At 39.8% G+C, this 13394-nt stretch carries 13 protein-coding genes; 12 read left to right on the forward strand and 1 reads right to left on the reverse strand.

Translation table 11 applies throughout. The features are described 5' to 3' along the window. Positions 1 to 204: 204 nt before the first annotated feature. The 10 genes from groES (at position 205) to H9564_RS07055 (ending at position 10623) form a co-directional block, all read left to right on the forward strand. On the forward strand, positions 205 to 489 hold the full coding sequence (gene groES / locus H9564_RS07010; RefSeq protein ID WP_191684799.1) for a co-chaperone GroES: 285 nt from the start codon (positions 205 to 207) through the stop codon (positions 487 to 489). 54 nt (positions 490 to 543) lie between these two features. Beyond that, positions 544 to 2172: a chaperonin GroEL gene (gene groL / locus H9564_RS07015; RefSeq protein WP_191684800.1), complete on the forward strand. Its 1629-nt coding sequence runs from the start codon at positions 544 to 546 to the stop codon at positions 2170 to 2172. A gap of 207 nt (positions 2173 to 2379) precedes the next feature. Next, positions 2380 to 2514, forward strand: coding sequence for a YSIRK-type signal peptide-containing protein (locus H9564_RS07020; protein WP_225209603.1), 135 nt, complete (start codon positions 2380 to 2382; stop codon positions 2512 to 2514). A 50-nt stretch (positions 2515 to 2564) separates the two neighbouring features. Further along, positions 2565 to 2879: a hypothetical protein gene (locus H9564_RS07025; protein WP_191684827.1), complete on the forward strand. Its 315-nt coding sequence runs from the start codon at positions 2565 to 2567 to the stop codon at positions 2877 to 2879. Next, on the forward strand, positions 2851 to 3780 hold the full coding sequence (locus H9564_RS07030) for a hypothetical protein (protein ID WP_191684801.1): 930 nt from the start codon (positions 2851 to 2853) through the stop codon (positions 3778 to 3780). The genes H9564_RS07025 and H9564_RS07030 overlap by 29 nt, the downstream gene beginning before the upstream one ends. A gap of 18 nt (positions 3781 to 3798) precedes the next feature. Beyond that, positions 3799 to 4662, forward strand: coding sequence for a hypothetical protein (locus H9564_RS07035; protein WP_191684802.1), 864 nt, complete (start codon positions 3799 to 3801; stop codon positions 4660 to 4662). Between the two features lie 20 nt (positions 4663 to 4682). Further along, on the forward strand, positions 4683 to 6488 hold the full coding sequence (locus H9564_RS07040) for a mucin-binding protein (protein WP_191684803.1): 1806 nt from the start codon (positions 4683 to 4685) through the stop codon (positions 6486 to 6488). Positions 6489 to 6727: 239 nt separating this feature from the next. Then, positions 6728 to 8326 (forward strand): APC family permease, encoded by a 1599-nt coding sequence (locus H9564_RS07045; RefSeq protein ID WP_191684804.1) that lies wholly within the window; start codon positions 6728 to 6730, stop codon positions 8324 to 8326. A gap of 118 nt (positions 8327 to 8444) precedes the next feature. Then, positions 8445 to 10283 carry an APC family permease gene (locus H9564_RS07050; RefSeq protein WP_191684805.1) on the forward strand — a complete coding sequence of 613 codons (1839 nt, stop codon included), beginning with the start codon at positions 8445 to 8447 and terminating at the stop codon, positions 10281 to 10283. Positions 10284 to 10362: 79 nt separating this feature from the next. Further along, positions 10363 to 10623, forward strand: a complete 261-nt coding sequence (locus tag H9564_RS07055) for a hypothetical protein (RefSeq protein WP_318241082.1) — start codon at positions 10363 to 10365, stop codon at positions 10621 to 10623. Here the strand turns inward: H9564_RS07055 and H9564_RS07060 are convergent. Next, positions 10620 to 11261: a YigZ family protein gene (locus H9564_RS07060; RefSeq protein ID WP_191684807.1), complete on the reverse strand. Its 642-nt coding sequence runs from the start codon at positions 11259 to 11261 to the stop codon at positions 10620 to 10622. The genes H9564_RS07055 and H9564_RS07060 overlap by 4 nt on opposite strands. 63 nt (positions 11262 to 11324) lie before the next feature. Between H9564_RS07060 and H9564_RS07065 the strand changes: the two genes are divergently transcribed. Together H9564_RS07065 and H9564_RS07070 are read left to right on the forward strand one after the other, a co-directional pair. Then, positions 11325 to 12653 carry a DEAD/DEAH box helicase gene (locus H9564_RS07065; RefSeq protein ID WP_191684808.1) on the forward strand — a complete coding sequence of 443 codons (1329 nt, stop codon included), beginning with the start codon at positions 11325 to 11327 and terminating at the stop codon, positions 12651 to 12653. Further along, positions 12646 to 13323: a ComF family protein gene (locus H9564_RS07070; protein ID WP_191684809.1), complete on the forward strand. Its 678-nt coding sequence runs from the start codon at positions 12646 to 12648 to the stop codon at positions 13321 to 13323. The genes H9564_RS07065 and H9564_RS07070 overlap by 8 nt, the downstream gene beginning before the upstream one ends. The last annotated feature ends 71 nt before the right edge of the window (positions 13324 to 13394 follow it).

Raw genomic sequence — 13394 nt, forward strand, 5'->3', positions numbered from 1 at the left:
AGCGCCTTGAGACGCTGGCTTTTCTGATCGGCTTATAGCCGTTGTACAAACCACCCGTTTTACGGGTGGTTATGATTTATCCACTTACAAAACATATTTGTTGCAATCGGTCACAGAAATGTTATAGTAGAAAATGTAATTAGCACTTGAAATGCGAGAGTGCTAATTTTTAACTATGAGATTTATCAATTTGGAGGGATTAACGTGTTAAAACCATTAGGAGATCGTGTTCTTCTCAAAGCAGAAACAGAAGAAGAAAAGACTGTCGGTGGCATTGTTCTTGCTTCAAACGTTAAGGAAAAGCCAACAACCGGTAAGGTAATTGCTGTAGGTGCTGGTCGGACCTTAGATAATGGTGAGAAGCTTGCACCAGCTGTTAAGGAAGGCGATCAGGTCCTTTTTGATAAGTATGCTGGAAATGAAGTTGAATATGACGGTGAAAAGTACCTCGTTGTTCATGAAAAGGATCTTGTAGCTATCGTTGAATAGTTAACGAGACTTTGGTAATGACAGTATTGATTTTAAATTTGAGGTGAATAAAATATGGCAAAAGAAATTAAGTTTTCCGAAGACGCACGGAGCGCAATGCTTAGCGGTGTTGATAAGTTAGCTGATACAGTTAAGACCACTATGGGACCAAAGGGACGTAACGTTGTCCTTGAACAAAGCTATGGTAACCCAACCATTACTAACGATGGTGTTACAATCGCTAAGAGCATTGAATTGGAAAACCCATTTGAAAACATGGGTGCTAAGTTAGTTTCAGAAGTTGCTTCTAAGACTAATGACATTGCTGGTGACGGTACTACTACTGCTACTGTTTTAACCCAAGCAATTGTTAATGCCGGAATGAAGAACGTTACTTCTGGTGCTAACCCAGTTGGTATTCGTCGCGGGATTGATAAGGCCACTGAAGCTGCTGTTGAAGCATTGAAGAAGATGTCACACGAAGTTAAGACTAAGGATGACATTGCACAAATTGCTTCAATTTCAGCTGCTAACCCAGAAGTTGGTAAGTTGATTGCCGACGCAATGGAAAAGGTTGGTAACGATGGTGTTATTACTATCGAAGATTCCCGTGGTGTTGAAACCAGTGTTGACGTTGTTGAAGGGATGAGCTTCGATCGTGGTTACATGTCACAATACATGGTAACTGATAACGACAAGATGGAAGCTGACCTTGACAACCCATACATTTTGATTACTGATAAGAAGATTAGTAACATCCAAGATATTTTGCCATTACTTCAATCAGTTGTTCAAGAAGGCCGTTCACTCTTAATCATCGCTGATGACATTACTGGTGAAGCATTGCCAACTCTTGTTTTGAACAAGATTCGTGGTACCTTCAACGTTGTTGCTGTTAAGGCACCTGGCTTTGGTGACCGGCGGAAGGCTCAATTACAAGATATCGCTGTATTAACTGGTGGTACTGTAATTTCTGATGACTTAGGAATGAGCTTGAAGGACGCTACTGTTGACCAACTTGGTCAAGCTAACAAGGTAACGGTTACCAAGGATAACACCACCATTGTTGATGGTAAGGGATCCAAGGAAGCTATTGCTGAACGGGTTGACCAAATCAAGCAAGCTATCAGTAAGGCAACTTCTGACTTCGATAAGGAAAAGCTTCAAGAACGTCTTGCAAAGCTTTCTGGTGGTGTTGCAGTTGTTAAGGTTGGTGCTGCAACTGAAACCGAACTGAAGGAAAAGAAGTACCGGATTGAAGATGCCTTGAACGCTACCCGTGCCGCTGTTCAAGAAGGATTCGTTCCTGGTGGTGGTACTGCCCTCGTAAACGTTCTTCCAGCATTGGATGAAATTAAGGCAACCGGTGACGAAGCTACTGGTGTTAATATTGTTAAGAACGCTTTGGAAGCACCTGTTCGTCAAATTGCTGAAAACGCCGGTGTTGAAGGCTCAGTCATTGTTAACCAATTGAAGAGCGAAAAGCCAGGAATTGGTTACAATGCTGCTGACGGTAAGTTTGAAGATATGGTTAAGGCCGGAATTGTTGACCCAACTAAGGTTACCCGTTCTGCACTTCAAAACGCTGCATCAGTATCAGCATTGTTGTTGACCACTGAAGCTGTTGTAGCCGATAAGCCAGATGCAAAAGATAACCAAACTCCAGCTCCTCAACCAGGTGCCGGAATGGGCGGCATGATGTAATTTGTCCCTCTAAAATAATATAAGTAATAAAATAACAGCACCTAATGATGTGATTTAAACATCGTTAGGTGCTATTTTTTGTTTAAAACACTTACTTATCGTTTAATAAGTAAAAACTATTTTCAATTAGAAAAAATCGTTATATAATGTTTAAAATATTATAAAAATAATTAAATGATGTCTTTTATTTAATGGGGGAGGAAAATAATGTCAAAGAACAATTCACAAGAATACCTACGTAAAATGGAACAACAACGTCAACACTTTGGACTCCGTAAACTTAGCGTTGACGTTGCTTCTGTTTTATTAGGTACTACTTTCGTTATTGGGGGGGTACGGTAGCACATGCTAGTGACAATGACCCAGTAGGAACAAGCAATGTAACTACTACAATGACTGGTAGTTCGATTCAAGAAGGGTCAACGACTTCTGAATCGACTGATAAGGAACAAACAGCAGCTAATGTTGATACTGCTTTAACTAGTAGTTCTTCAGAGATAATTAACACTAATTCCGATACTTTATTAGCTACACAGCCAATTTCTGTTGAAAAGGGAACTGAATTGCCAGCTAGTCAAACGGGTAATCAGTTATTCTCCCAACAATTAACACAACAATCCGCCATTACATCTGCGGGCCAATCAACGGATACGCAAGATGATTCTGATAAGATAATCCATGTTATCTGCAAATTTCGTCAACCATAATACTGGTGAAGTTGTTAAGTCAGTTCAACTGACTGCTAAGGATGGTCAGACATTATATGATGCTTTAGGTACTGATGTCTATGATTATATAGTTGAAACTGATTATCCAAGCTATACTCGCTTACCTGATGATGAATATCGAGCAAAAGTTAATTGGAGCGGTTATAACGGCTACGATCCTAATCACATGTTTAATGATCCAAAATTGGCTGAAGAATTTACACAGTGGCAAAAAGAATATAAAGCTGGTCAGCATCCGTTAATGGATATGATCCCATATGAAGATGATACAGTAAACCTTTCACATCAAGACTTATTTGCGGGTCGAATTATTTTGCATGATGGACAAAATATCAATATTCCTGTTATATCGTTATGGAATGATGATCGTTCTGGGCGGTTCAAAACTGATTATCCAGTTAATGTATATATGCTAACACGATCAACAAGCGCTGAGCGAAATATCAATTATCATCAGTACCGTGGACATGATAAGTCAACTAAGATTGCCTATCAGGTTAAGAATGGTGAATTTTATGCTCCAGAAACAGATACTGGAAATCTTATGGGTGCAGGAGGCACAACTTCTTATGCGGGTATAGTAGAATCATGGGCTAATCATGGTCAAATTCCTAATCTTTGTCTTTCAAGACGCATTAACGCCGATGGTACTGTTTCAACTACAGGTGCCAATGATGAAAATCAATTAACAGCTGATGTTTTCTACCCCGCAGAAACGACTGAACAACGTGGCGCCGCTGAAAAAGTTGGCAAGTTAGCTGGTAAATGGACAACTCTCGATCCATTAGTACCATTAATTGACTTTGATTTTGATAATGAAACTGGTTCATATCAGACAAACAAAGATAATATTGTCAAAAAAGGTGATGTACCGGGTTAGCCAGCTGATGAAAACATTATGTATTATGCTAACCGTCAATATAACGTTGTCTTCAAAGATATTACTTATGGTGACGGTGACAAGGCCATTGACTTGAATAACTATGATTATACTGATAAGAATCAAATGACAATGGCAGCGAATAGCAAGACTAATCCGCATAATGGTCAAACTAATTCAGGTTACCATGAATACAAGCTTGATGCTGATGATTATCAAGCTAAATTAAAGGCTCTTCATGATGCTGGTTATGTTATTGTTTCATCTAATGTTAACTTAAATGGTCAAACTTATGATGTTGATCAATTTAATAAGGATAATCTTTATAACGTTGATGGAACAATTAAGCCTGAAACTTATGTGGTTAAAATTCTCCGTGGTGTTAAGAAAGTAACACCAGCTGCTAGTGCTACTCGGGTAGTTAACTACAAAGCTAACAATAAAGATGGTCAGACATTAAAAGACCCAATCACTCAACAAGCTAGTTTTGTCGGTACCGGTGATTATTATGTTGATACAATTAATGGTGGTACTGATTTAGTTCATGTTAAATCGGTTCATGATATCTACAATAATGCAGACACGTTAGTCGTTGATAGCAGTCAGCAGGATCCAGTAAAAGTTACATGGTCAATTGACAATACAAAGACTAAGCATGATGTTAACGATCAATTTAACTTTGAAAAGCCAACTGGTGATGAGTCACCAGACACAATTGTCGAATGGCATCATGTTCCAGCAGACGATATTAATGATGTGGCAGAAAAATACACTCCACAAAATGGTGATACCAAGAAGCTTAAAGATGTTATCTTAATCTACAAGCAAAGGCAACTGCAAAGACAGAGCATAAGACCATCACTCGTACAATTCACTTTGTAACTGATGGTAATCACGATGAATTGCAAGATTCTGTAAAGCAAACTGCTCATTTAACATCAACTTACTACACTGATAAGAATGGTAATGAAGTTGCCGTTGAAAAAGTCGGTGATGATTACTATATTGATCCAGATGGTAAGGTTCCTGAAAAGGCTTGGACTATTGATTCTACTGGTGATACTGAAGTTACTGATGGTTCTTTTGATAAAAAACAAGAAGATGTTATTACTGTTGACAGCGGCAAGAACAAGGGTACTTGGACAATTACGTATGTTGCTAGAAACTCCGCTGATGACAAGCATTTAGCTGATAACTTTGCACCACAAGATCCTGTAGATAAGAACGCTGCTAATGGCACCAACACAGATATTTACTTGGTTTACACCAAGAATGTGAATGATGTAAATGCGGACATCACTTACTGGGATATCACCAATAGCATGGATCATAAAGAGCGACTTGGTAAGACTGATAATGAGATTCACTTGAACAATAACGACAAGCGAATTTCTGATCTTGAAAAGCAAGGCTATGTTTTCGTTAAGAGCGACTTTACCAAGGGTGATAAGTATGGTACGGAAGACAGTCACTTCAATGTTTACTTCAAGCATGGAATCACTCCTTCAACTGATAAGACTAAGAAGGATGGTATCAAGAGTGAAAATACTTCTGTAAAGCGTCATATTTACTATCGTGATGCCCAAACTGGTGAATTAATTAGGGATGAATTAAAGAAGTATGGTATTAAGGCCGATGTGCCTGACATTACTCAAACTGTTGATTACATTCGGGTACCTCTTTATGATTCCTTTAATGGTAATTTCTTAGGCTTTGCTGCTCTTTATATTGATCCAAATGGATTTGCTATGTTAGATAAAGATGGTAAACCAGAAATTAAGAAGGATGAGAATGGTCAACCAATCATTGCAACTAAGAATGATAAGGATTCTTGGGTTCCAACAGGTAAACATACGGAGTATCCAGAACAAGGTTCACCTGATTTAACTAAATATGGTTACAAGACAGTTCGTGCTCTTAATAGTCGTACTAAAGATGATAATGATGGTGGTAAGTCAGTAGCTCATAAGGCTTCTGATCCAACTAAAGATGGTGCAGATGTAAATGTTTACTACTTCCATGATCAAGAAGATATAACTTCTGACAAACCAGCATTTAATATTAAGGAGAAGGATCTCCAAAAGACATTTACTAGAACGATTGTCTACCGTGGTACTAAAGATGGTGGCAAGACTTACCAAGATGTAAATGGTTCACCAGATAGTACTCATGAGTACAAGCAAACCGTTACCTTTACTCGGAAAGCCATTGTCGATAAGGTAACTAAGAAGGTAACCTATACTGATTGGACTTCAAATAAGCCAGAAATGGATGAAGTCCCTTCTAAGAAGCCAAGTAAAGTTGGTTATGACAAGGTTGATAAATCGCAAGTAGCTGGTTTTTCAGTAAATCCAAACTCAGATAATACCGATTTAGGAAAAACTGTTGTAACTTATGTTGCAACGACACCGCAAATGCCAACCCAACCAACTGTTCAACCAACTAAGCCAGTAGTTAACCCAACAACTTCAACTCAGTCAGCCAAATTGGCAGATAGTACTGAGACAGTTGCGTCAATGTCAAGTACTGAGAAGGTAACTCCTATTCTCAAGAATGGCTCTGCAGAACATCCACAAAGTACTAAGCATCAAAAGGCAGCTCAATTACCGCAAACTGGTAATGAGCAAAGTCGTGGCTTAATTGCACTTGGCTTTGCAGGATTGTTATCTGCACTTGGTCTTGGTAAGACTAAGTGTAAACACGGCTAATTTACGTGAAAGTTAAAATTAAAGAGACTCTAACATTCGGAATATCCGGACGCTAAAGTCTCTTTTGCTTACATAAAGGCATTGTAACAGAATCGTCTTGGTAGGAGATTGTGAAGATCAGATAACTTAGAAAACCTTTGGGAGAATTTCTCGTTTCGGTAAACAAAGTGCTAAAGTTAATGGTAAGATTAATTATCTATTTCAAAATTCAAATTAAACGAAAAATAGAGGGAGAAAGAATGGAGAAGTTAAAACAACATAAAATCACCCTATTTTCCGGTGTGATGTTAGCTCTGAACTCATTGATTGGTTCAGGGTGGTTGTTCGGGGCTGGGACTGCTGCTAAAGTTGCTGGGCCCGCTGCGATCATTTCGTGGATTATTGGGGCGGTCATTATTATCAGCATTGCCCTCACGTACGTTGAATTAGGGGCAATGTTTCCTGAAAGTGGGGGGATGAGCCGGTATGCCCAATATAGCCATGGTCCATTACTAGGATTCATAGCGGCATGGGCAAACTGGATTTCTTTAATAACCCTTGTGCCGATGGAAGCCGTGGCCTCCGTTCAATACATGAGTTCATGGCCGTGGTCGTGGGCGAACTGGACCCACCATTTTATTAGTGGGGGAAATATTACTTTCCTAGGAATGTTGGTTGTCTTTTTGTTCATGGTAATCTTTACCTTGATTAATTTTTGGTCAGTAAAACTAATGACTCGGTTTACTAACTTAATCTCGGTCTTTAAGATCCTGTTGCCAACACTAACGGTGATAATGCTGATTGTTAGTGGCTTTCATCCGATAAACTTTGGGCACAATGTCCAGACATTTATGCCATATGGTAGTCGGTCAATCTTTGAGGCAGCTGCTGTTTCAGGAATTATTATGTCTTACGATGCTTTTCAAACCATCATTAATATGGGTGGGGAAATGGTTAACCCCCACAAGAATATTGTGCGTGGTGTCTTAATTTCAATGTTAATTACGGCAGCAATTTATATCATGCTCCAGGTTGCCTTTATCGGGGCGATTGATCCTGCGTCATTAGCAAAGAATGGTTGGCATGGAGTTAACTTTGCGTCTCCGTTTGCCGATATTGCAATTTTACTGAGTCTGAATTGGTTAGCAATCCTGCTATATATGGATGCCTTTGTTTCACCATTTGGAACTGGGGTGGCGTTTGTTGCAACGGCTTCACGAGCATTAGCTGCAATGACTCATACTGGGCACTTGCCAAAATGGCTTGGCCGTCTTGAACGTCGCTATATGATTCCTCGTTTTGCAATGGTTGCTGACTTGATTTTAGCAACGATCTTAGTCAATGTATTTCGGAACTGGAGCTTATTAGCTACGGTGATTACGGGTTCAACGTTGATTGCCTACTTGACTGGTCCGGTAACGGTAATCTCTTTACGGAAGATGGCGCCTAACCTAGAACGACCATTTGCCCCTCACTATATGAAGTGGTTGGCCCCGTTTGCCTTTGTTGTTACTGGATTAGCTATCTACTGGACAATGTGGCCGACGACTGTCCAGGTAATCTTTGTAATTGCTTTGGGATTGCCAATTTATCTTTATTATGAATGTCGGTACCAGAAGACTAATTGGCACCAGCAATTAAAGAACTCTGCTTGGCTAATCTGTTATATGATTTTTATCTCTGTAATTTCTTATGTAGGGAGTGAGGGATTTGGTGGTCAAAACTGGGTTCCATATCCCTTTGACTTTGTTATAATTATTGTTGTTTCATTACTCTTTTATTTCTGGGCAATCCACAGCCGAATGCCTCAAGTTGACCCAGCAGCCGAAAAAGTCAATAATCGACTTAAAGAAAAGTAAGTAGTGAAATAACGACAGCTTACTTTTGTAATTGAAAACAAGCTAGAATAATTGTATTATTGTTCAGTTATCCAAAATCGCTTAAATGATTATATTCCATAAATATTGGGAGGATAGTATGTGGCGTTATATTAAACGGGTTTTAATTGGAAAACCTCTAAAAACTTTGGATGAGGGTCAGACCCACTTAACTAAATTTAAGGCACTGGCGATGCTATCATCAGATGCAATTTCGTCAGTTGCTTATGGTCCAGAGCAGATTACGACTGTCTTAGTAACTTTATCTGCGATGGCAATGTGGTACTCAATCCCTATTGCAGCGATCGTATTGCTTTTACTGTTAGCAATCACCCTTTCTTACCAACAGATTATTCATGCTTACCCAAGTGGTGGGGGTGCCTATGTTGTTGCTACCCGAAACTGGGGAAGTAACGGTGGTTTGTTTGCTGGGGGATCGCTTTTGGTTGACTACATGTTAACAGTTGCTGTTTCAACGACCTCTGGTGTAGAGGCAATTACCTCTGCAATTCCGGCACTTTACCGCTTTTCCGTTCCTATTGCAATTATTATTGTCCTATTAATTATGTTTATGAACTTGCGGGGAATGAGTGAAAGTGCTAATTTCCTGACGGTTCCAGTCTATTTCTTCGTGATCATGATTACTGTAATGATCCTTTGGGGTGCCTATAACATCGCGACTGGGCAAGTGCACTACCAAGCACCAGCGGATTATGGGACACCAGTTACAGGGATGACTTTTGTATTGTTTGTTCGGGCATTCTCAGCTGGTTCATCTTCCTTAACTGGTGTTGAAGCGGTAAGTAATGCTGTGCCAAACTTCAATAAGCCAAAGGAAAAGAATGCTTCTGTTACTCTGGCAATTATGAGTACAATTCTGGCAATCTTCTTCATTGCCATTATCTTTTACGGCTTTTACTTTGGAATTGTCCCAGATAAGCGGACCACGGTTCTTTCACAAATCGGTCTTGCTGTATTTGGTGGCCACGGGATTGGCTTTTACCTTCTTCAATTGTCAACAGCGATGATTCTCGCCGTTGCTGCTAACACAGGTTTCTCTGCCTTCCCAATCCTTGCCTTTAACATGGCTAAGGACAAGTATATGCCGCACGCATTTATGGATCGTGGGGATCGTTTAGGATACTCTAACGGAATTATTGCTTTGGCTGTGGGTGCGATCATTTTGATCCTTATTTTCCATGGTCAAACAAACATGTTGATTCCACTTTATGCTGTGGGTGTCTTTGTTCCATTTACCCTTTCACAATCAGGGATGATTATCCACTGGTTCCGTGAACGGGGAGGATTTTGGCCTGCTAAGGCATTTATTAATTTTATTGGTGCATTAATTTCTCTTGCGCTAGTAATTGCATTGTTCTGGCAACACTTTGGCAATGTTTGGCCATACCTAATCATCATGCCGTTGTTGCTTTACATGTTCCATGCAATCCACCGGCACTATATCAAAGTGGCCAAGCAATTACGGGTTGCCGAAAAGACGAAGGTCCAGTTGCACGACTATGATGGAGCAACGGTGATTGTCTTAGTTGGTAATGTTACTCGGGTTACTCGGGGGGCAATTAACTATGCTCGTTCGATCGGTGACTACGTGATTGCAATGCACGTTTCCTTTGATGAAAATCCAGGAAAAGAGCATAAGACAGCCAATGAATTTAAGGCTGAATTCCCAGATGTCCGCTTTGTTGATATTCACTCATCATACCGGTCAATTGCTAAACCAACGTTACGATTTGTGGATGTGATCGCTAAGCGGGCAGCTGCACGGAACTACTCAACTACTGTTTTAGTTCCCCAATTTATTCCGAAGCATCCATGGCAATTGGCACTCCATAACCAAACCAGTGTCCGTCTGCGGACTGTTCTTAATTCTCGTCAAAACATTGTAGTTGCTAGTTACAATTACCACCTGCATGAATAAAGAAAATGGGAAATGTTTGACTATTTCGTGTTAGATATTTGAAATTTCCCGGGAAATGATCTTGGAACAGGAGGACAATGTGAAAAAGAGAAACATTGTTTTTGGCCTACTATTTGCCATTAGCTTATTTCTAATTGGTGGCTTTAGTTTAGATCGGTTTGGCTTTCATTCTGATTTAATTGGAATAGTTGGAACGCTGCTGTTGATTGTTGCTTATCTTGGCCTTAATTGGGCAAAATTAAAAAGTGGTGATCACCGAACAAGGGTGGCCACCACATGGATTATTGGTTTATTGATTATTGTCATTATATTAAACATAATTGAAGCTGCGTTAGCTTAATTAGTTAAATAGGGAATCTCGTGGTCACGCGAGGTTCCTTTTTTGATCGTCAATTGATCATTGAAACGATTGATTAATTTCTCTGTGAAGCTGTCAACCTTTTCTTCATCAACATAGACATTGGTTTGGACAGTAGCACTAAATTGCTCGTCAGCGACTTCAATTCCTTGCTCGTTCAAATAATGGAGAAGTGAGTCATGCTGGGAATAGTTAATGGTAATTTCAAGAACAGCTTGTTTAATTCGTTGGACTAATTCCGCCTTGTGGATAGCGTTGGTTGCGGAATTACTGTAAGCCCGAATCAATCCACCAGCACCGAGTTTAATTCCACCAAAATAACGGGTCACTACAGCAACGACATTATGGATCTTTGCTAATTGAAGTGATTCCAAAATGGGAACACCAGCAGTACCACTTGGTTCACCATTATCACTTTCTCGCTGAATTTGATCACGGTCACCAACCATGTATGCATAACAATTATGGGTAGCTTTCCGGTTTTCGGTGCTAACTTGTTCAATAAATTGCTGGGCTTCATCTTCTGTCGAGACGCGAGCAACTGAACAAATAAAACGTGATTTTTTAATCACCATCTCATTGCTAGTGTTTTTAGCGATAGTGAGAAATGGTTCTGACATTTTTATTACTCCTTTAGTGAATTTTTGCTTTTCTTCCGTATTAATAAAGTGGGGGGATGAAAAATGAAAATTAATGAGCTTTACGGACGACGGGTATTATTTCCTCAAATTGATAACTTTCCAATTAATGATTCACAAATTCAAGTTTTACCAACAATGAAGATTAACGAGACGAGTGTTACTTGTTTACGGTGCGGTACGGCAACGAGTAAGACATTTGTGGCTCTTCCTAATTATCACTATTATTGTCCCCGATGCGTTACGTTGGGACGAGTATCAACTCTTGATAAATTTTACCATGTTCAAGAGCCAAATCAATTTGAACCGCCAGAGCAAGTTTTAACCTGGGAAGGGGAATTATCACAATTGCAAGCGGCAACATCTGCTGTGATCAAAGAACGGATGAATAACCATTGTCGTCAATTACTTTGGGCCGTAACTGGAGCAGGAAAAACAGAGATGATCTTTGCTGGAATAGCGGCAGCGTTAAAACGGGGTGAGCGAGTAGCAATTGCCTCGCCTCGGGTAGATGTCTGTTTAGAATTATATCCACGTTTGCAGGCAGCTTTTGCTAATTTCCCGATTGCTTTACTTCACGGAAGAGAACCCCAACAGTACCAGTATCGCCAATTGACAATCTGCACAACTCACCAGCTACTTCGCTTCTACCGAGCTTTTGATAATTTAATTGTCGATGAGGTTGATTCTTTTCCCTATGCTGCTAATCAGGCACTTTTATTCGCAACCGAACAAGCAATTAAAGAGGACGGGAGCTTACTCTTTATGACTGCAACCCCAGGGAAAAAACTGATTCAACAAATCCACAATAAAAAGCTCATGGTTAGTTATCTTCCACTTCGTTATCATGGTAACTTGCTTCCGCAAATAAAATTATGTTTGGCATTTAATTGGCGTAAAGGACTTTCCAAAAAGCACTTGCCCACTAGTCTACTTCGTGAAATAAGAAATACGTTGAATAACCGTTATCGTTGTCTACTATTTGTTCCCCATATTGCCGACCTTCAGCCGGTTTTGTTATGCTTGCAGCGATTTTTACCTGATAAAAAATTTACGACGGTTCATGCGGCTGACCCACAGCGCTTAGAGAAAGTTCAAGCAATGCGCGACGGAAGATACGATTTTTTGATTACTACTTCGATCTTAGAACGAGGAGTGACGTTTCCGGAGATCGATGTCTTTGTCTTGGGGGCAGATGATCAGATCTTCTCGTCGTCTGCATTAGTACAAATCGCAGGACGTGTTGGCCGTTCGGTAAGCCGGCCGACAGGTAAAGTGATGTTTTGGGTTAATTCTTATAGTCGACGTGTTCGAGAAGCTCAGCGACAAATTGCGTATATGAACGGGAAGGGGCGAAAACTACTGCATGGTTAACTGTTTGCTCTGTAATTGTCGGTTAACTCAGAAACTAACAATTAGTAAAATCATTTTTCCTGGACCACTTAAGCAGCCACTTATTTGTCCAGAATGTTTTCGGAAGTTTATTCATTATTCCCTAGAAGAGAGCTGTCGTGGTTGCGGACGTGAAGAAAGAAGTGAGCTATGTGATGATTGCCAAAAATGGCAACAATATTATGGATGGTACTTGGAACATCGACCACTTTTTCATTATAACCAGGCGATGAAAGAATTTATGCAAAAGTATAAGTTTCAGGGGCAGTACCATTTAAGGGGAATTTTTAAAGAAACAATTAAAGAGACCATTACTCACATTGAGTATGATATTTTAATTCCAATCCCAGTGACTGAACATACGATGCTTACCCGTGGCTTTAACCAGGTAACCGGATTGTTAGGTGATATTTCATACACCGAACTGATCATTCATCAAAATCGTCAAAAGGTTGCCCAGTCGAAAAAAGATCGCCAGTCGCGACTTCAAACCAAGCAACCATTTTTACTTAAGCAAGGAGTGAACCTCAAAGGGAAGACGGTTCTTTTAGTTGATGATATTTATACAACTGGAAGGACACTATACCACGCGGCAAACCTTTGTTATGAAAATGGTAGTAAGCGTGTCCAAAGCTTATCTCTCGCTCGTTAAGAAAATTTAAATTTTCTCCTGATTTGTTTGTTAAATAGTATTAACTACACTATAATGTAGTTAAGGATATG

Source organism: Limosilactobacillus avistercoris, from assembly GCF_014836425.1.
In the GTDB taxonomy this organism is placed as follows: Bacteria; Bacillota; Bacilli; order Lactobacillales; family Lactobacillaceae; genus Limosilactobacillus; species Limosilactobacillus agrestimuris.

Bases quoted from the DNA above. Each gene is read 5' to 3' on its own strand.
- groL (WP_191684800.1), top strand. From the start codon at position 544: ATGGCAAAAGAAATTAAGTTTTCCGAAGACGCACGGAGCGCAATGCTT.
- H9564_RS07020 (WP_225209603.1), top strand. From the start codon at position 2,380: ATGTCAAAGAACAATTCACAAGAATACCTACGTAAAATGGAACAACAA.
- H9564_RS07025 (WP_191684827.1), top strand. From the start codon at position 2,565: ATGACTGGTAGTTCGATTCAAGAAGGGTCAACGACTTCTGAATCGACT.
- H9564_RS07030 (WP_191684801.1), top strand. From the start codon at position 2,851: ATGTTATCTGCAAATTTCGTCAACCATAATACTGGTGAAGTTGTTAAG.
- H9564_RS07035 (WP_191684802.1), top strand. From the start codon at position 3,799: ATGTATTATGCTAACCGTCAATATAACGTTGTCTTCAAAGATATTACT.
- H9564_RS07045 (WP_191684804.1), top strand. From the start codon at position 6,728: ATGGAGAAGTTAAAACAACATAAAATCACCCTATTTTCCGGTGTGATG.
- H9564_RS07050 (WP_191684805.1), top strand. From the start codon at position 8,445: ATGTGGCGTTATATTAAACGGGTTTTAATTGGAAAACCTCTAAAAACT.
- H9564_RS07060 (WP_191684807.1), bottom strand. From the start codon at position 11,261: ATGTCAGAACCATTTCTCACTATCGCTAAAAACACTAGCAATGAGATG.
- H9564_RS07065 (WP_191684808.1), top strand. From the start codon at position 11,325: ATGAAAATTAATGAGCTTTACGGACGACGGGTATTATTTCCTCAAATT.
- H9564_RS07070 (WP_191684809.1), top strand. From the start codon at position 12,646: ATGGTTAACTGTTTGCTCTGTAATTGTCGGTTAACTCAGAAACTAACA.